Origin of the sequence: Streptomyces sp. NPDC093598, from assembly GCF_044764825.1 — a bacterium.
In the GTDB taxonomy this organism is placed as follows: domain Bacteria; phylum Actinomycetota; class Actinomycetes; order Streptomycetales; family Streptomycetaceae; genus Streptomyces.
The window spans coordinates 121918-141171 of record NZ_JBIWIV010000018.1 but is presented as its reverse complement, the minus strand read 5'-3'; the positions used below and the strand labels follow the sequence as shown (position 1 = coordinate 141171).

At 72.6% G+C, this 19254-nt stretch carries 13 protein-coding genes; 9 read left to right on the top strand and 4 right to left on the bottom strand.

Annotated elements, in window-relative coordinates:
- On the top strand, nucleotides 1-942 hold a 942-nt coding region (locus ACIRDU_RS34235), incomplete at its 5' end, for a D-2-hydroxyacid dehydrogenase (RefSeq protein ID WP_403587090.1).
- 53 nt (nucleotides 943-995) lie between these two features.
- Here the strand turns inward: ACIRDU_RS34235 and ACIRDU_RS34230 are convergent.
- Together ACIRDU_RS34230 and ACIRDU_RS34225 are read right to left on the bottom strand one after the other, a co-directional pair.
- Nucleotides 996-2750 (bottom strand): ABC transporter permease subunit, encoded by a 1755-nt coding sequence (locus ACIRDU_RS34230; protein ID WP_403587087.1) that lies wholly within the window; start codon nucleotides 2748-2750, stop codon nucleotides 996-998.
- A 4-nt stretch (nucleotides 2751-2754) separates the two neighbouring features.
- The gene (locus tag ACIRDU_RS34225) at nucleotides 2755-4272 is read right to left on the bottom strand and encodes an ABC transporter substrate-binding protein (protein WP_403587085.1); all 1518 of its coding nucleotides are present in this window, start codon (nucleotides 4270-4272) and stop codon (nucleotides 2755-2757) included.
- A gap of 193 nt (nucleotides 4273-4465) precedes the next feature.
- On the opposite strand from ACIRDU_RS34225, the gene ACIRDU_RS34220 reads away from it, so the two are divergent.
- The 4 genes from ACIRDU_RS34220 (at nucleotide 4466) to ACIRDU_RS34205 (ending at nucleotide 9532) form a co-directional block, all read left to right on the top strand.
- Entirely contained in the window at nucleotides 4466-5314 is an 849-nt protein-coding gene (locus ACIRDU_RS34220; protein ID WP_403587083.1) for an oxygenase MpaB family protein, read from the top strand.
- 60 nt (nucleotides 5315-5374) lie between these two features.
- Nucleotides 5375-7606, top strand: coding sequence for a tetratricopeptide repeat protein (locus ACIRDU_RS34215; protein WP_403587080.1), 2232 nt, complete (start codon nucleotides 5375-5377; stop codon nucleotides 7604-7606).
- A gap of 61 nt (nucleotides 7607-7667) precedes the next feature.
- Nucleotides 7668-9245, top strand: a complete 1578-nt coding sequence (locus ACIRDU_RS34210) for a phytoene desaturase family protein (RefSeq protein WP_403587078.1) — start codon at nucleotides 7668-7670, stop codon at nucleotides 9243-9245.
- 95 nt (nucleotides 9246-9340) lie between these two features.
- Entirely contained in the window at nucleotides 9341-9532 is a 192-nt protein-coding gene (locus ACIRDU_RS34205; RefSeq protein WP_403587076.1) for a DUF2795 domain-containing protein, read from the top strand.
- A gap of 10 nt (nucleotides 9533-9542) precedes the next feature.
- Here ACIRDU_RS34205 and ACIRDU_RS34200 read toward each other — a convergent pair whose 3' ends face one another.
- A complete protein-coding gene (locus tag ACIRDU_RS34200) occupies nucleotides 9543-11267 on the bottom strand; it encodes a serine hydrolase (protein WP_403587104.1) in 1725 nt (574 codons plus the stop codon).
- Nucleotides 11268-11472: 205 nt separating this feature from the next.
- On the opposite strand from ACIRDU_RS34200, the gene ACIRDU_RS34195 reads away from it, so the two are divergent.
- Together ACIRDU_RS34195 and ACIRDU_RS34190 are read left to right on the top strand one after the other, a co-directional pair.
- The gene (locus ACIRDU_RS34195; protein WP_403587073.1) at nucleotides 11473-12585 is read left to right on the top strand and encodes an NAD(P)H-dependent flavin oxidoreductase; all 1113 of its coding nucleotides are present in this window, start codon (nucleotides 11473-11475) and stop codon (nucleotides 12583-12585) included.
- On the top strand, nucleotides 12582-14132 hold the full coding sequence (locus ACIRDU_RS34190; protein WP_403587071.1) for an acyl-CoA synthetase: 1551 nt from the start codon (nucleotides 12582-12584) through the stop codon (nucleotides 14130-14132). The genes ACIRDU_RS34195 and ACIRDU_RS34190 overlap by 4 nt, the downstream gene beginning before the upstream one ends.
- Before the next feature lie 87 nt (nucleotides 14133-14219).
- Here ACIRDU_RS34190 and ACIRDU_RS34185 read toward each other — a convergent pair whose 3' ends face one another.
- Nucleotides 14220-16646: a penicillin acylase family protein gene (locus tag ACIRDU_RS34185; protein ID WP_403587068.1), complete on the bottom strand. Its 2427-nt coding sequence runs from the start codon at nucleotides 16644-16646 to the stop codon at nucleotides 14220-14222.
- 185 nt (nucleotides 16647-16831) lie between these two features.
- On the opposite strand from ACIRDU_RS34185, the gene ACIRDU_RS34180 reads away from it, so the two are divergent.
- Complete coding sequence (locus tag ACIRDU_RS34180; RefSeq protein WP_403587065.1) at nucleotides 16832-18334, top strand: acyl-CoA synthetase; 1503 nt, start codon at nucleotides 16832-16834, stop codon at nucleotides 18332-18334.
- A 60-nt stretch (nucleotides 18335-18394) separates the two neighbouring features.
- Nucleotides 18395-19228: an alpha/beta fold hydrolase gene (locus tag ACIRDU_RS34175; RefSeq protein ID WP_403587063.1), complete on the top strand. Its 834-nt coding sequence runs from the start codon at nucleotides 18395-18397 to the stop codon at nucleotides 19226-19228.
- The last annotated feature ends 26 nt before the right edge of the window (nucleotides 19229-19254 follow it).

Below are 19254 nucleotides of genomic sequence, written 5' to 3'. Positions count from 1 at the left end.
CCCGCCACCGCACTCATCGAACGCCTCGCCGACACCGTCTACGCCACCGAAGAGGAACTGCCCTACCTCCTCCCCGGCGCGGACATCCTCATGGCCTGGGTGAGCATCACCCCGGCCATCCGCGAGGCCTGGCCCGACAACCCGGAGAAGGCACCCCGCTGGGTTCACGCGTCCTCCGCGGGAGTGGACTCGTTCCTGTTCCCGGCCCTGGTGGACGACCCCGGCGTCACGCTCACCAACGCCCGCGGCGTCTACGACCAGCCCGCCGCCGAGTACGTCCTCGGACTGATCCTCGCCCTCGCCAAGGACTTCCCCGGCACCTGGGAGCACCAGCAGCACCGCGAGTGGCGTCCGCGCCCCAGTGACGGCATCACCGGCCGCACGGTTCTGGTCTGGGGGACGGGGCCGATCGGCCGGGCCATCGCCCGGCTGCTGAGCGCCGTCGGGATGCGGGTCTGCGGGGTCGGCCGCGCGGCCCGCACGGCCGACCCCGACTTCGGCACGGTCCACGATGCGACGACCCTGGCCTCCGCCCTGGCAGAGTCGGACTACGTCGTCCTGGCCGCACCCCTCACCCAGGACACCCGGGGCATGGTCGACGCCCCCGTGCTCGCCGCGATGAAGCCGGGGGCCCGGCTGATCAACGTCGGCCGGGGCGGACTCGTCGACGAGGAGGCCCTGGTCGACCACCTCGCCGCCGGACGCCTCGCCGGTGCCGCCCTGGACGTCTTCGCCCAGGAACCCCTGCCTGCCGCATCACCCCTGTGGGACATGCCCGGCGTGATGATCTCCCCGCACACGGCGGGCGAGACCACCAGCGAGCGGGAGGCGCTCGTCGAGGTGTTCCTCGACAACCTCACCCGGCACATCGAGGGCCGCCCGCTGCGCAACGTCGTGGACAAGCGGCGCGGATACGTGATCGACGAGACGAACCCCGCCTGAAAGGCGGGGAGCAGGCGCCCCGGCCGGTGGACTTCCACCGGCCGGGGCGCCTGCTATTCGCCTTTCCCCCGTCCCACTACGCTGCCCGTCACCGCCAGCACGGACAACACGACCAGCGCGGCGGCCGGGCCCAGGACGGTCCAGGGGGCCAGTTCGGCGTACGGCTGGTTCTCCGAGAGGAGGCGGCCCCACTCGGGGGTGGGCGGCTGTTCGCCCAGGCCCAGGAAACCGAGGGAGGCCAGGACCAGCACGGTCGTGGGCAGGCGGAGCAGGGCGTTGCGGACGAGGGCCGGAAGCACCCCGGGCAGCAGGTGGCGGCGCAGCAGGTGCAGCCGCCCCGCGCCGAGCGCGACGGACGCCGCGATGTGCCCACTCGCGCGTTCCTGTTCCAGCAGCGCGGAGGTCTGGGCGGCGTACGGGCTCCAGCCGACCGCGCAGACCGCGCTCGCGGCGCCCCAGACCGAAGGTCCGGTCACGCCCGCTATCAGCAGGCCCGCCAGGACGGCGGGCAGAGTCGCCACGACCTCCGTGGGGCCCGCGCTCACCCGCGGTGCCATGCCCAGCAGCAGTCCGGTGACCGCGCTGACCGCCGTCACGACGAGGGCGACCCCTGCGGTGCGCAGCGCGCCGTGGCCCAGCCGGGCCAGCAGGTCACGGCCCAGGGCGTCCGTGCCCAGCGGGTGGTCGAGTGACGGGGACAGCAGCCGAGCCGCCGTGTCGACCTGGAGTGGGTCACGCAGCAGGCCCGCCGTGATCAGGGCGAGCAGGGCGAGGGCGCAGGCCGCCGTGATCCAGCGCAGGGAACGCGGCACCGTGAGCGGGGGCCGGTGCAGTGCGGGCAGGGCGCTGTCGCGCAGAGGCCGGCCGAGGAGGGCGTGGCGCAGGGCCCGGATCAGGATGCCCGCGGCGACGCCGAGCAGGACCAGCGCCAGAGTCGCGGTCTGCAGCACCGGGAGGTCCTGCGCGACGGCCGCGTCCAGGGCGAGCCGGCCGAGCCCGGGGATGTTGAAGATCTTCTCCACGGCGACCGCCCCGCCGACCAGCGCCACGACGGTAGGCAGCAGCTGCGGCAGTATGCCGGGCAGGGTGCGGCGCAGCGCGTTGCGGGCGATGTGTCCGGGCGGGAGCCCGACGGCGTACGCCGTGCGCGCCCAGGGTTCGTGAAAGGCGGCGGGCAGCGCCTGGTCGAGCATGCCGCCGAGCATCGCGCCCGACGGGATGCCGAGCGCCAGCGAGGGCAGCACCATCGACTGCGGTCCCTCCCACCCGCTGGACGGGAACCACCCCCACCACACCCCGCACACGGTGGCCAGCACCGAGGCGAGCAGGAACTTCGGCAGCGACGCCAGGACGGCGGCCGTGGTGCCCGCCCGGTCCTGGCGCAGACGGCGCCGGGAACCGAGGAAGACCGTGCGGGCACACACCAGTGCGGCCACCAGGGCGGTGACCGCGAACGCGCCCAGCATCAGCGTCAGGGAGACCGACAGGGCCGTCCCCACCTGGGGCATGACCGGATCGCCGGAGACCCACGAGACGCCCGCGTCCCCGCGCGGCAGACCGCCCAGCCAGTGCGTGAGGTGGACCCAGGGGCCCTCGTCCAGGCCCAACTGCTCGCGAACGGTGGCCAGTTGCGCGGGTGTCGGATCCTGATCCGCCGAGCGGGCCCGCAGCACGGTGCGCGCGGGGTCGCTGCCGGACAGCCAGGGCAGGGTGGCCACCGCGGCCAGCAGCGCTGCTCCGGCGAGGGTCCGGCCGGCCGCCAGCCGCCAGATGTACGGGCGGGCGGCGTGGACGTGAGCGACGGTCATGCGGCTACTTCAGATGGGTGTCGAGGTCGACCAGGGACCGCTCGCGCGGGTCGAGCACGACGCCGTCGACGTCGGTGGCGACGCCCTGCACGACCTTCTCGTGGACCAGCGGCACCACGGCGTCGGTGCGCAGGATCTCCGCCTCCGCCTTCATGATCTTCTCGTGACGCCGGTCCGGGTCGCTCTCCGCGGCGGCCGCCCGGATCGCCTTGTCCACCTCGGGGTCCTTCAGCCGGGCGATGTTGTAGACGCCGTCGCTGGTGAAGTCGCTCGCCAGGTAGGCGACCGCGTCACCGGTGTCGAGGAGCGTCACGCGGGAGAAGACCAGGGCGTCGTACCGGCCCGCGAGGAGGTCGGCCTCCATCTGTGTGTACTCGCGCACATCCAACTTGACCTTGAACCCGGCCTTCTCCAGTCGCTGCTGGAGGACGGTCGCCGCCTCGGGCAGTTCGGCGCGGTTGGTGATGGCGGCCAGGCGCACCGTCCTGCCCTTGGTCTCGGCCTCGACCCGGGCGCGGGGCGCCGCCCCGGCCCGGCCGGTCACAGGGACGCGCAGGTCGGCGGCCCAGGGGACGGCGGGCCCGAAGAGGCCCTGGGCGCGGTCGGCGTACCCGCCGAAGACGGAGTCGACGAGGTCGGTGCCGTCGACCGCCTCACGGGCGGCCGCCCGCAGGCCGGGGTCGGTGAACACGCCCTTGCCGGTGTTGAGGATGAGGCTGTCCGTGCGCACCGAGGAGACCACGTGCCGCGTGCCGGCGGCGAGGAGCTTGGCCTGTGAGGTCGGGATCCACTCGGCGATGTCGGCCTCGCCGCCGCGCAGCGCGTTGGCGCGTGCGGTGCCGTCCGGGATCCAGGTCACGTCGATGCCCCGCGCCTTGGCTTTGCCGCCCCAGTAGCCGTCGAAGCGGTCGAGCGTGGCTGCGCTCTTCCCGCTCAGCTTCGTGATCCTGAACGGGCCGGTGCCCGTGCCGACCGGGCTGACCTTGCCGTCCTGCGCGTACGCCTTGGCCGACAGGATCGCCATTGCGGGGCTGGCCAGTCGCAACGGCAGCACCGGGTCGGGCGACTTGGTGGTGAGGGTGACGGTGTCCGCGTCGTCGGCCTTGGCGGTGAGCGTCACGTCGCTCAGCACACGCGGCTTCGGCTTGGCGGCGCCCGCGTGGTCGAGCGCGTTCACGACGGCCTTGGCGGTGAGCTCGGTGCCGTCCTGGAACTCGGCCTTGCGCAGCTCGAAGGTCCAGGTGGTGGCGTTGTCCTGCTTCCAGGACTTCGCCAGCGCGGGCGCGGCGGCGCCGTTCTTGTCCAGGACGGTCAGCCCCTCGGCGACGGACAGCTTGCTCAGCACCGTGGCGTCGTTGCTGTAGGGGGACAGGGCCTGCACGGGAGGGATGGCCAGGGCGATGCGCAGCCGCCCGTTCGAACCGGCTCCACCGCCCGCGTCGTTGTCGCTCGGTGCGAAGCAGCCGGCCAGCAACGGGGTGAGGGCGAACGCCGCTATGAGGCCGCGGGAGGTGGTGCGCATGAGGGGTCCTGTCGTGTGCGAGGCCGGGCATGCCGTTGCCGGCCCGGTACGAGCCTTGATCGACAAGCGGCAATATATAAGGCCAGGCTTACCAAACCCGACACCGGGTAGGTGAAATCTCAACAGCCGGACGGTTTGTGTGTACCGGCGGTTCGGCATGTGCCATGGTGTGCGCCGGGCGGAGGTGAGGCGCATGACCGGCGCGGACCCGGGGCTGTTCGGTCCGGAATCGGTGACCTGGCAGCTTCACAGTGACCCCGTGATGTGGATCGCGGGTGTCCGGGCGCTCTACCTCCAGGCCCTGCATCCCCGCGCGGTACGCGGGGTCATGCAGAACTCCGACTTCCGGCGTGACGCCTGGGGCCGGCTGATGCGCACCGCCGGCTTCGTCGGGACGACCACGTACGGCACCACCGAGGCCGCCGAACGCGCGGGCGCCCGGGTCCGGAAGATCCACCGCATGCTCACCGCGACCGACCCGGACACCGGCGAGCGCTACGGCGTCGACGAACCCGCGCTGCTGATGTGGGTGCACTGCGCCGAGATCGACTCGTATCTGCACGTCGCGCGCAGATCCGGGTTCCGGCTGACCGACGCAGAGGCCGACCGGTACGTCGCCGAACACCGGCGCAGCGCACGTCTGGTGGGTCTCGACCCCGACGCCGTACCGGGGAACCGGGCCGAAATGGCCGAGTACTTCGAGAAGGTGCGCCCGGACCTCGCCGCCGGACCCGAGGCACGCGAGGTGGACGACTTCCTGCTCCGCCCGCCGACGCACCCGCTCCTCGTACCGGCGCGCGAGGTGCTGTGGCGGCGCGTGGCACATCTGGCGTACGCCTCTCTGCCGCCGTACGCCCACGAGTTGTACGGCAGAACGGCCCCCGCACCCGCCACCGTCACCCGGCAACTGCGCCTCACCGGCCTCCTGCTGCGCCGCGTTCCCGCACGTCTGCGGTGGCAACTGCCGCCCAAACACATTCTGCGGGCCATGGCGAGGCTCGGCCCGGACGCCCGCCCGGCACCGTACAAACTCGGACGATAGGCCGCCATACTGGGTGGGCCAGGGGCGGGCGAACAGCTACCGGGGGGAGCGTCGCGCGAGATGGGGGACAGCAGGCTCATCCATGGCCGGTACCGGCTGCTCGACCTGATCGGGCGCGGCGGCATGGGCGAGGTGTGGCGGGCCCGGGACGAGTCCCTGGGCCGGCACGTCGCCGTCAAGTGCCTGAAACCGCTGGGCCCGAACCACGACCACGCCTTCACGAGGGTGCTGCGGGAGCGGTTCCGCCGCGAGGCCCGGGTGGCCGCCGCGCTCCAGCACCGGGGCATCACCGTCGTGCACGACTTCGGCGAGTCCGACGGTGTCCTCTACCTCGTCATGGAGTTGCTGGACGGCCGCAACCTCAGCCAGCTGCTGGAGGACAACAAGCAGCACCCGCTGCCCGTCGCGGACGTCGTGGAGATCGCCGAGCAGGTCGCCGCCGCCCTCGCCTACTGCCACGAGCAGGGCATCGTCCACCGGGACCTGAAGCCCGCCAACATCGTGCGGCTCGGCGACGGCACCGTGAAGATCTGCGACTTCGGCATCGCCCGCCTCGCCCACGACATCGGCTTCACCTCCAGACTGACCGGCACCGGCATCGCCATGGGCACCCCGCACTACATGTCCCCGGAGCAGATCGGCGGCGACGGGGTCGACCACCGCAGCGACCTCTACTCGTTCGGGTGCGTGCTGTACGAGATCGCCACCGGCGTACCGCCGTTCGACCTCGACGACGCCTGGGCGATCCTCGTCGGCCACCGCGACACCCCGCCCCGCCCGCCCCGTGAGCACCGCGCCGAACTGCCCGCATACCTGGAACAGGTCGTCCTCGACCTGCTCGCCAAGGAACCCGGGCAACGCCCCGACGACGCCCGCGAGCTGGCCCGCCGGATCAGCGCGCACCGGGCGGCGCCGGCGTACGTACCGGCCTTCGCGGCGGCCCGCCCCGCCCCCCACGTGCCGGTGGGTGCGGGCCGTCTGCCGTCCTGGACCCGCGGCATGACCACCGGCCACAAGGCGACCGGCACGGGACTGCGCACCACACCGCCCGACCCGGCGGCGGGACTGTCCGGCGAGTGGATCGCACGGCCCGCCACCGGCCCCGTCGTCGAGGAACCCGTCCCCGCGCAGCGGCCCGCCCCGCCCACGGAGGTCCTGACCGCCCTGGCCGGCCGGCACAACGCGGGTCTGAGCCTCGGCCGGCTCGGCCGCTGGACCGAGGCGGGCGAGGTGCACCGGGCCGTCGCCGCCGAACGCGAGCACCTCCTCGGCCCCGACCACCCCGACACCCTCGCCAGCCGCTACGAGGTCGCCTTCACCCTGAGCCGCACCGGCCGGGCCGCGGACGCCCTGCGCGAGTACAAGCACGTCACCGAGGCCAGGATCCGCACCCTCGGTGCCGAGCACCCCGACACCCTGGCCGCCCGCCAGGAGATGGCCTACGTGCTCGGGCAGCTGGGCCGCCCCTTCGACGCCCACCGCGTCTACACCTCGGTGCTCACCGCCCGGGAGCACCTCATGGGCCCCGACCACCCCGACACCCTGCGCTGCCGCCACAACCTCGCTTTCAACCTCAGCCGCCTCGGCCGCCTCGAGGACTCCTACCGCATGGCCCGCGACGTGGCCGCCGCCCGTGCCCGCGTGCTCGGCCCGGACCACCCCGACACGCTCGTCACCCGCTACGAAGTCGCCTACGCACTCGGCCAGCTGGGCCGCTGGGCCGAGGCCCTGGAGACCTACCGCGAAGTCGCCGAGGCCCGCGCCCGCGCCCTCGGCCCCGACCACCCCGACACACTCGCCGCCCGGCACGAGATCGGCATCAGCCTGGGCCGCCTCGGCCGCAGCGCGGAGGCCCTGGACGTCTACGGCGACCTGGCCGAGGACCGCACCCGCGTCCAGGGCCCCACCCACCCCGAGACCCTGCGCGCCCGCCACGGCCGCTGCGTCAACCTCGGCCGGCTCGGCCGCTGGGAGGAGGCACTCGCCGCATCCCGCGACGTGGCCGCCCTCCGCGAGCAGGTCCTCGGCCCCGACCACCCGGACACCCTCGTCAGCCGCCGCGAGGTCGCCGTCGGCCTCGGCTGGCTGGGCCGCTGGGCCGACGCTCTCACCGAGTACCGGCGCGTGGCCACCGCCCGCGAACGCGTCCTCGGCGGCGACCACCCCGACACCCTCGCCAGCCGCAACGACGAGGCCCACTGCCTGGAACAGCTCGGCCGCGGCGCCGAGGCCATGGCCCTGTACCGAAGAGTGGCGGCCCTGCGCGAGCAGCGGGCCGCGGCAGGGCGCTGACTCCGAGCGAGCGTGCAGGCGCCGTCTGGCCGACCCCGATCACCCCGTGTTACCAAGAACCATGACCGCACCCGAGCGACCCCGCGCACACCGGACGTACGACGCCGTCATCGTGGGCGGCGGCCACAACGGCCTGGTCGCCGCCGCCTACCTGGCCCGGGCCGGCCGCTCCGTCCTCGTCCTGGAGCGGCTGGACCACACGGGCGGCGCGGCGGTGTCCACCCGGCCCTTCGCCGGAGTCGACGCCCGGCTGTCCCGCTACTCGTACCTGGTCAGCCTGCTGCCCAAGAAGATCGTCCGGGACCTCGGCCTGGACTTCAGGGTCCGCACCCGTACCGTCTCCTCCTACACACCCGCCGAGCGCGACGGCCGCCCCACCGGCCTCCTCGTCGGCGGCGGCGAACGGCGTACCAGGGAGGCGTTCACCCGCCTCACCGGCTCCGACCGCGAGTACCGCGCCTGGCGGGAGTTCTACGGCATGACCGGACGCGTCGCCCAGCGCGTCTTCCCGACCCTCACCCAGCCGCTGCCCACCCGCGAGGAACTGCGCCGCCTCCTCGACGACGAGGAGGCCTGGCGGGTGCTGTTCGAGGAGCCGATCGGAGTCGCCGTCGAGGAGCGCTTCGCAGACGACCTGGTGCGGGGCGTCGTCCTCACCGACGCGCTCATCGGCACCTTCGCCGACGCCCACGATCCGACCCTGAAACAGAACCGCTGCTTCCTCTACCACGTGATCGGCGGCGGCACCGGCGACTGGGACGTGCCGGTCGGCGGCATGGGCGCCCTCACCGACGCCCTCGCCGACACGGCACGGGCGGCCGGCGCGGTCCTCGCCACCGGTCACGAGGCGCTGCGCATCGCCACGGACGGCGCAACAGCCGAGGTCACCTACCGCACGGCCGACGGCGAAGGCTCCGTCGCCGCCCGGCACGTCCTGGTGAACGCCTCCCCCCAGGCCCTGGCCGAACTGACCGGCGACACGCCTCCGGCGCCCGCGGAGGGCGCCCAGCTGAAGGTCAACATGCTGCTCAAGCGGCTGCCGCGACTGCGCGACAGCTCCGTCGACCCGCGTGAGGCGTTCGCCGGCACCTTCCACATCGCCGAGGGCTACGAGCAACTGGCCACGGCCCACGCCCAGGCCGCCGCCGGTGACCTGCCCGCCGCGCCGCCCTCGGAGATCTACTGCCACTCGCTCACCGACCCGACCATCCTCGGGCCCGACCTGGCCGAGCAGGGTTACCAGACGCTCACCCTCTTCGGCCTGCACACCCCCGCCCGCCTGTTCGAGCGGGACAACGACGCCATACGCCAGGACCTGCTGAAGGCGACCCTCGCCCAGCTCGACGCCCACATGGCCGAACCCCTTGCCGACTGTCTGGCCACCGACGCGGACGGACGCCCCTGCGTCGAGGCCAGGACCCCGCTCGACCTGGAGCGGGACCTCGGTCTGCCCGGCGGCAACATCTTCCACCGCGAGCTGAGCTGGCCCTACGCCCAGGACGGCACGGGCCGCTGGGGCGTGGAGACCGGGCACGCGAACGTCCTCCTGTGCGGGGCGGGAGCGGTGCGCGGGGGCGGGGTCAGCGGGGTGCCGGGGCACAACGCGGCGATGGCCGTACTGGAAAACGGCATCGGCTGAATCGCTCGCCGGTCGAGGGGCACTCCGACAGGACGAAGGTGTCCGTACCGGCCGGCCGCCCCGCGCGGACGGTCGCACGACCCCGGGAGGCTCTCATGGCCGAGCTCAGCCCGACCGATCTCCAGAAGGCCCTCAAGGGCATGGACTACCCCACCGACAAGCAGCATCTGGTGGAGCGTGCCCGCAGCAACCACGCCGACGACAAGGTCGTCAGCACACTCGACGGCCTCAAGGAGGACCGCTTCGACGGACCGAACGAGGTGCAGAAGGCCGTCTTCAAGCAGTGACCGGACCGCCTCAGTCGGCCGACGGCGTCCATCCCACCGCTTCGACACGAGACGCGTCCGCCGGGCGTGCCTCGTCGAACAGGACGCCGTCGGCCGCGGCCACCCGCAGGCCGTCCACATAGCAGCCACGGCCGGCGTACAGCCGGTCCGTCGTGTACCGCCAGCGCAGGGTGAGTTCCCGCGCGGCGGGGACGTCCGCGGTGAGCCCGTGCCAGACGCGGCCTGACCAGCCGGTCACCGAGCCCGACGGATGCCGCTCGGGAACTTCACCGCGGCGGGACGTGGTGAAGGGCACGGGCTGCCAGCTCGTGCCGCCGTCGGTCGAGGCCTGAAGGACCAGCACGTCGGCCCTCGGCTCGGTGTCCCACCACAGCGCGCAGCGCAGCCGGGCCCGGCCGGCGGACGTGTCGAGCGCGGGGAGCGTGAGGGTCGCCGTCGTGGAGACCTCCATCCCGGAGAACCAGGCCGTGCGGCCCCGCGCCGGCCGGACCGGCACGGCCCGCGCCAGGTGGTTCGCCGCAGCGACCCGGGGCGCCGATCCGGAACGCCAACTCCGCACCGGGTGCACCGAGTTGCCGAGAACGACGAGGAACGAGTCGGTCGTCGGGTCGAGCACCAGCGAGGTGCCGGTGAAGCCGGTGTGCCCGGCGCTGCGCGGGGTGGCCATCGCGCCCATGTACCAGTGCTGGTAGAGCTCGAAGCCGAGGCCGTGCTCGTCCCCCGGGAAGGCGGTGTTGAAGTCGGTGAACATCAGCTTCACCGACTCCGGCGTCAGGATCCGGGCCCGGCCGTAGACACCGCCGTTGAGCAGCGTACGGCCGAGGACCGCGAGGTCCCAGGCGTCGGAGAACACGCCCGCGTGGCCCGCGACGCCGCCGAGGCTGAAGGCGTTCTCGTCGTGCACCTCGCCCCACACCAGTCCCCGGTCCAGGCCGGACCAGGGTGCGCGGGCGTCCTCCGTGGCCGCGATCTTCGGCCTCCAGGAGGCGGGCGGGTTGTAGCGGGTGCGGCGCAGCCCGAGCGGTGCGGTGATCTCGTCGCGCAGGAGGGTGTCCAGGGTGCGGCCCGTGATCCGTTCCAGCACCAGCTGGAGCGAGAGGAGGTTCAGGTCCGAGTACAGGTACGCCGTGCCGGGCGCGCTGACAGGCGCCTCGTTCCAGATGAGCTGGAGCTTCTCCTCGTGGGTCGGCGCGCTGTACAGCGGGATCCAGGCGCGGAACCCCGAGGTGTGGGTGAGGAGCTGGCGGATCGTGATGTCCTGCTTGCCCGCGCGTGCGAAGTCCGGCAGGTACGAGGCGACCTTCGCCTCCAGCTCCAGCGCGCCCCGCTCCAACTGCTGCACGGCGAGGATCGAGGTGAACAGCTTCGAAACCGACGCCAGGTCGAAGACGGTGTCCTCGGCCATGGGGATCTGCTCGCCGGGCGGGAACTCGATGCCGGTGTCGGTCTTCTCGTCGTAGGCCCGGTAGCGCACCGCCATGCCGATGGGCCGGTGCAGCGCGACCGTGCCGCCGCGTCCGGCGAGCAGGACGGCGCCCGCGTACCAGGGATGCCTGGGGGAGGGGCCGAGGAACGCCTCCGCGTCGGTGACGAGTCGACGCAGATGGGAGGAGAGCAGTCCGGCGCGTGCGGCGGAGCCGTGCCGCAGCGTGGGGCGGTGGCCGGTCCCCGCCGGGGCGGCCGAGGCGGGCCCGGCGGGCAACGAGGCGAGGGCGAGCGCACCGCCCAGGGCCATTCCTGCTGCGCCCAGTTGACGCCGGGTCAGTTCGCCGCTCGCCGCTCTTTCGGTCACCGCGCACCCCTTCGCCTCAGCCGCCTCGCGTGTCCCCGGAAGTATGTCCCCCGCGCGCCACCGTGAATCCGGTGGAGAAACCGCCTCCGATCTGACGGGTCATCAGAAAACTCTTCCGTCCTCCGGAGGAATCCGGCATCCTGCGCCCATGCAGACGGAGCTGAGCCAGACACTGGGAATCGAGCACGCCGTCTTCGGCTTCACGCCGTTCCCCGCCGTCGCCGCGGCCATCAGCCGGGCCGGCGGCTTCGGCGTGCTCGGCGCGGTCCGCTACACCGCCCCCGACGAGCTCAAACGCGACCTGGACTGGATCGAGGCACACGTCGACGGCCGGCCGTACGGCCTGGACGTCGTGATGCCGGCGAAGAAGGTCGAAGGCGTCACGGAGGCCGACGTCGAGGCGATGATCCCCGAGGGGCACCGGCAGTTCGTCCGGGACACCCTCGCCCGGCACGGCGTGCCCGAGCTCGCCGAGGGCGAGGCGGTCGGCTGGCGCATCACCGGCTGGATGGAGCAGGTCGCCCGCAGCCAGCTCGATGTCGCCTTCGACTACCCGATCCGGCTCCTCGCCAACGCCCTCGGCTCCCCGCCCGCCGACGTCATCGCCCGCGCCCATGACCGGAACGTCCTCGTCGCCGCGCTCGCGGGCAGTGCCCGGCACGCCCGCAAGCACCAGGACGCCGGGATCGACATCGTGGTGGCGCAGGGCTACGAGGCGGGTGGCCACACCGGCGAGATCGCATCCATGGTGCTCACCCCCGAGGTCGTCGACGCCGTCGCCCCGCTGCCCGTGCTGGCCGCGGGCGGCATCGGCAGCGGACAGCAGGTGGCTGCCGCACTCACCCTCGGCGCCCAAGGGGTGTGGCTGGGCTCCATATGGCTGACCACCACAGAGGCGGACCTCCATTCGCCCGCCCTGACCCGCAAACTCCTCGCGGCCGGCTCCGGGGACACCGTCCGCTCCCGTGCGCTCACCGGCAAGCCCGCACGCCAGTTGCGCACCGAGTGGACCGACGCCTGGGACGACCCGGCCGGGCCCGGGACCCTGCCCATGCCGCTGCAAGGGCTGCTGGTCGCCGAGGCCGTCTCGCGCATCCAGAAGTACGAGGTCGATCCGCTGCTCGGCACCCCGGTCGGCCAGATCGTCGGGCGGATGAACAGCGAACGCAGCGTCCAGACCGTTTTCGACGACCTCACCCGCGGCTTCGAGCAGGCCGTGGACCGCGTCAACCGCATCGCCGGAAGGAGCGGCCAGTCGTGAGCACACCCCCCGTGGGCTTCTGGGCCCAGGCCACCGAGGACCCCGGCCGCACGGTGCTCGTCGCACCCGACGGCGAGGAGTGGACCGCCGGCCGCCTGCACGCCGCCGCCAACCGGCTCGTGCACGGGCTGCGCGCGGCCGGGCTGGAACGCGGCGACACCTTCGCGGTGGTCCTGCCCAACGGCGTCGAGTTCCTCACCGCGTATCTCGCCGCCAGTCAGGCCGGGTTCTACCTCGTCCCCGTCAACCACCACCTGGTCGGGCCGGAGATCGCCTGGATCGTCTCCGACTCGGGCGCCAGGGTGCTCCTCACCCACGAGCGCTTCGCCGACACGGCCCGCGACGCCGCCGACGAGGCCGGCCTGCCGCACACCCACCGGTACGCCGTGGGTACGGTCCGGGGCTTCCGGCCGTACGCCGAACTGCTCGACGGGCAACCCGGGTCGGCACCCGCCGACCGCACCCTCGGCTGGGTCATGAACTACACCTCGGGCACCACCGGCCGCCCCCGGGGCATCCGCCGCCCGCTGCCCGGCAAACCGCCGGAGGAGGCGTACCTCGGCGGATTCCTCGGCATCTTCGGCATCCGGCCGTTCGACGACAACGTGCACCTGGTGTGCTCGCCGCTCTACCACACGGCCGTCCTGCAGTTCGCCGGGGCGTCCCTGCACATCGGCCACCGGCTGGTCCTCATGGACAAGTGGACACCCCGGGAGATGCTCCGCCTCATCGACGCCCACCGCTGCACCCACACCCATATGGTCCCCACCCAGTTCCACCGCCTGCTGGCCCTGCCCGACGAGGAGAAGGACCGCTACGACGTCTCCTCCATGCGGCACGCCATCCACGGCGCCGCGCCCTGCCCCGACCATGTGAAGCGGGCCATGCTCGACTGGTGGGGGCCCTGTGTGGAGGAGTACTACGCGGCCAGCGAGGGAGGCGGCGCCTTCGCCACCGCCGAGGACTGGCTGAAGAAGCCCGGCACCGTCGGCAAGGCCTGGCCCATCAGCGAGCTCGCGGTCTTCGACGACGACGGCAACCGGCTGCCGCCCGGTGAACTCGGCACCGTCTACATGAAGATGAACACCGGCGGCTTCTCGTACCACAAGGACGAGGCCAAAACCCGCAAGAACCGCATCGGCGACTTCTTCACCGTCGGCGACCTGGGCCACCTCGACGAGGACGGCTACCTCTTCCTGCGCGACCGCAAGATCGACCTGATCATCTCCGGCGGGGTCAACATCTACCCGGCCGAGATCGAGTCGGCCCTGCTCGCCCACCCCGCCGTCGCGGACGCCGCCGTCTTCGGCATCCCGCACGACGACTGGGGCGAGGAGGTGAAGGCGGTGGTGGAGCCCGCCCCCGGACACCGGCCCGGACCCGCCCTCGCGGCCGACCTCCTCGACCACTGCGCCCACCGGCTCGCCGGGTACAAGCGGCCCAGGAGCGTCGACTTCATCACCGAGATGCCCCGCGACCCCAACGGCAAGCTGTACAAGCGGCGGCTGCGGGAACCCTACTGGGAGGGCCGGACACGACCGGTGTGACGCCGCGCCACGGCGTCGGCCGCCACAGAGGCGAACGTTCTCCGGGAACGGGGTGCCGCCCCCGGGAACGGCACCCCTCGCGCACGGTCAGCGGCGCTCGTGCACCCGCACGACCTTCAGCTTCGGCGAGGACAGGATGTCCTTCTCGCAGAAGCGCGACGCCACCCACTTCTCACCGGAGAACAGCCGGGTCTGATCGGCGAAGTGCGGCGACTTCGGGTTCGACGACTGGGAGTACGTCAGCAGGGTGCGGGCCACGGGACAGCGACTGCCGTCCCAGCCCACCGCCTGAAGGTGGCTGGACCCGAACGGCACCTCCGTGTAGCCGCCACCGGCCGCGTCCCACGTCGGCTCGATCACGTTCCACACCCCGAGCCGCCCCGCGCCGCCCGGCACGGGCAGGCGTTTGCCGTCGCGGACGACGAACTGGTGCGCGCCGAGCGGTGCGTCGAGGGCGATCCCCGCGGCCCGCAATTCGGCCACCGCGTCGGCGAGGGCGGTGCGGAAGCCGGGGGCGTCCGTGTTCAGGGTGTTCGGGGTACGGACCGGGTCCGCCGCGGAGAACGGCACCTTCCACAACCGGTCGGCCGGCAACGCCTGTTCGAGCCTGCGCCAGAACCGGTCGAAGAGCAGCGCTCCCCGGCTCCCGGTGTCCATGGTGCGGTCCCACACCTTCAGCACCTCACAGGCCCCCGACACATCGACGGCTTTGCCGTCGCTGCCCGTCGCAGTGCCACCGGCCAGGGCGGCCCACGCCCGAGCCACGTCTGCGGCGGCGAGATCACCCGCCGGCACCCGGTTGGCGAACTGCTGCCGCTGCAGGTCGCGTACGGTCAGACCGCCCCGGTCCGCCATCGCCGACACGTCCTCGATCGCGCCCCGGGTGCGCAGACCGAGTGGCGTGCCCACCGTGCCGAAGATCCGCTCGTAGCCGGTGATCGGCCGGTCGGCGTTGGTCATCCACGCGGTGCCGTTGGAGTTCTCCACGTACGGGGCGTCCTCCAGCGTCGGCATCCGCTCCGGCCCGAAGATCCCCGGCACGAGGGCGTCGGGGTCGCTGCCGAGGGCGCAGTCGCCGCGCGAGCCGTCGAGGACCGCGATCCCGGACGCCGGGTACGTGGTCCTGCCGAGTTCCGTCGAACAGCGTTCGGCCAGCTCGTCGGTGATGCGGGGGAGCACCTGGGACTGGGTGTAGAGAGAATGTCCCGCGCGGTCGGCGGCGATCGTGTTGACCCACGGGATGCCCTGGTGCCGGGCGAGGGAGGCGAGGACGTCGGCTGTGCTCCTGGCCCTGCCGAAGCCGAGCGAGGTGTCGGCGAAGCGGAGGTTCGCGGCGTTCGGATCGTGCAGGGCGTACGCCGTCCTGCCGGACCACGGCAGCGGAACCTGAGAGCTGAGAGAGGTGACGACGGGTCCGTACCGGGTCCACCACTGGGTGCGGGTCACCGGTGTGCCGTCCTTCACGGCGACCGTCACGGTCCGCTTCTTCATGCGCTCCGGCCTGCCGTCCACGAGGTAGACCGTGGGATCGGCCGGATCGAGCGTCAGCTGGTGGAAGTTGGCCGGAATGCCGGTGGAGACGGTGTGGCTCCACGCCACATGTGCGTTGAACCCGATGGAGATCGCCGGGGTCCCGAGCAGTGACCCGCCGGACACGTTCAGCTTGCCCGGGATCGTCTGCTGCGACTGCCAGAACCGGCGACCGCCGTCCCACGGGTAGTGCGGGTTGCCCAGCAGCAGACCACGGCCGTTCACCGTCGTGTCACCGCGGAAGGCGACCGCGTTGGAACCCATGCCGCGGTCGCCCCACACCTCGTCGGCCGCCTTCGCCACGGCCTTCGCGCCCGGCGTGCGGGCGGATCTGGTGCCGGAAGCCGCAGTGGCTCCGGTCGGCGGCTGCGCGGCGGTGATCGTGTCCACGAAGCGCCCCTCGCCGGATATCGAGGCGATGGCGAGACCACGCGCCGCCACGTCCAGCTCGGTGACCGGCCGGACCCAGGACGCGTCCGCACAGGCCGGATCCGTGATCCTCTCCCGCTTCAGCCAGGCGTTGTAACCGGCTGCCCAGCCGCGCATCAGGTCCCGGACCTCGCGGCTGGGGCCCACGGGCGCCGGCTCGGCGAGCAGCTTCTGCACGGTGCGCGTCTCACGGACCCCGCGGAAGTACAGGTCACTGGCGAGGTTCGTCCTGGCCGCCGACAGATCGCCGCCGGCGGACGCGGCGGCGCCGAAGTACCGGGACCGCTCGCCCCGCAGTGTCACGAAACCGTCGGCGAGCGTGCACACCTCGTCGGCGGCCTGCGCCCAGCCCGTACCGAAGCCAAGGTCCGCGTAGTTCTTCGCGAGGATGTGCGGAATGCCGTACTCGGTGTAGCGGATGACGGCGGACAGGCCGTCGTGGGACGGGTGTTGCTCTGCTCGCTGCTGGGTCGTGGCGGCGGCCGCGGGTAAGGCGGACGCGGCGGTGAACAGGGCCGTGGCCCCGAGAACGAGTCGTCTCAGACGGCTGCGCATCGTGCCCTCCAACATCGTCGAGGGAAAGGAGTGTCGAGTGAACGAACCTGATTCGAACGTCCGTCGGTTTCATGACACCGGACGCCGTCGACGGCGGCAGGGTTGCTCGCGGCCCGGCCACCGCCGCGGCCGGTGCGGTCCGGGGTCCTTGACCTCGTCGGGCGGTGAACCGAGGATCATGTGTCATGACGACGCCCGGACACGGCAGCACGGTCGACGGAGTCCTGCGGCGCAGCGCCCGGCGCACACCGGCGCGCGTCGCCGTGGAGTACGCCGAGCGGACCTGGACGTACGACGAACTCGACACCGCCGTCTCCCGCGCGGCGAGCGTCCTCCTCGGCCAGGGGCTGGCCCCGGGGGACCGGGTCGGTGCCTACGGCCACAACTCCGACGCCTACCTGATCGCCTTCCTGGCCTGCGCCCGCGCGGGCCTGGTGCACGTACCCGTCAACCAGAACCTGACCGGCGACGACCTCGCCTACATCATCGGCCAGTCCGGCAGCTCCCTGGTCCTCACCGACCCGGACCTCGCGGCGCGCCTGCCGGGCGCTGTACGGACGTTGCCGCTGCGCGACGCCGACGACTCGTTGCTCGCACGGCTGCCCGAGGCACCCGCCCACGACGGCCCCGAGCCGCACACCGAGGACCTCGTCCAACTGCTGTACACATCCGGGACGACCGCCCTGCCCAAGGGCGCGATGATGACGCACCGGGCCCTGGTGCACGAGTACCTGAGCGCGATCACCGCCCTCGACCTCAGTGCCGGCGACCGCCCCGCGCACTCGCTGCCGCTGTACCACTCCGCGCAGATGCACGTCTTCCTGCTGCCCTACCTCGCCGTCGGCGCGACGAACATCATCCTGGACGCACCCGACGGCGACCGGCTCCTCCACCTGATCGAGGCGGGCCGCGTGGACAGCCTGTTCGCGCCGCCCACCGTCTGGATCGCTCTCTCCAACCGCCCCGACTTCGCCACCCGCGATCTGAGCGGCCTGCGCAAGGCGTACTACGGTGCGTCGATCATGCCGGGCCCGGTACTCGAACGGCTGCGCGAGCGCCTGCCGGGCCTTGCCTTCTACAACTGCTTCGGCCAGAGCGAGATCGGCCCCCTGGCCACGGTCCTCGCGCCCGACGAACACAAGGGCCGCATGGACTCCTGCGGCCGGCCCGTCCTGTTCGTCGACGCGCGTGTGGTCGACGAGACGGGCGAGGAGGTACCCGACGGCACCCCCGGCGAGATCGTCTACCGCTCCCCGCAACTGTGCGAGGGCTACTGGGACAAGCCCGAGGAGACCGCCGAGGCCTTCCGCGACGGGTGGTTCCGCTCCGGGGACCTCGCGGTACGCGACGCGCACGGCTACTACACGATCGTCGACCGGGTGAAGGACGTCATCAACTCCGGTGGTGTCGTCATCGCCTCACGCCAGGTGGAGGACGCGCTGTACACCCACCCCCAGGTCGCCGAGGCCGCGGTCGTGGGCCTGCCGGACGAACGCTGGATCGAGGCGGTGACGGCCGTCGTCGTCCCGCGCGGCGACGTCTCGGAGGCGGAACTGATCGGCCATGTCCGCGAGAGACTCGCCCACTTCAAGGCGCCGAAGCGGGTGGTGTTCGTGGACGAACTCCCGCGCAACGCCAGCGGGAAGATCCTCAAGCGTGAACTGAGGAACGAGCTCGGGAACGGGTAGCGCGCACGGGCGGCACAACCCGGTTGTGCCGGACCGGCCCCGGGCATCAGGATCGGCGGCATGCCGATCTTCACTGCCCCGGACGGGACCCGACTCACCTTCCACGTACGCGGCAAGGGCGAGCCGCTCGTCGTGCTGCCAGGGGGTCCGATGCGAGCCTCCGTCTACCTGGGGAACCTGGGCGGACTGGACGCCCATCGGCAGTTGATGCTGCTCGACCTGCGCGGGACCGGGGAGTCCGAGGTACCGGCGCACACGGCGACCTACCGCTGTGACCGGCTCGTGGACGACGTCGAGGCGCTGCGCCTCCATCTGGGCCTGGGGCGGATGGACGTCCTCGCGCACTCGGCGGGCGGCAGTCTCGCCATGCTCTACGCGGCCCGGTATCCGGAGCGGCTGAAGCGGCTGGCGCTGGTCACCGCCACTCCGTGGGCGCTGGGATGGCCGGCGACGGCCGGGGACCGGCTGGCGGCGGCCCGGCTACGGGCGTCGGAACCATGGTTCGCGGACGCGTTCCCGGCGTTCGAGGCCTGGCTGGACGGCACGGGTGACTTCGACCCGGTGTTCCTCCCGTTCTTCCACGGACGCTGGGACGACACCGCCCGGGCCCACGCCGATCGCGAGGAGGCCGAGACCAACGACGAAGCGGCGGATGTCTACGGTGCCGACGGCGCCTACGATCCGGAGGCGACGCGAAGTGCGCTCGCCCGGGTGCAAGCCCCCGTGCTGGTCCTGGCAGGCGGATTCGACGGCGGCCCGAGCCCGGCCCTCGCCGGCCGTACCGCCGACGCCTTCCCGAAGGCCGAGTGCGTGGTGCAGCCGGGCGCGGGGCACTACCCGTGGCTCGACGACCCCGAGTGGTTCACGCGGCGCGTGGCCGCCTTCTTCTCCTGACCGGAGCGGCACGCCCTCTGCTGTCG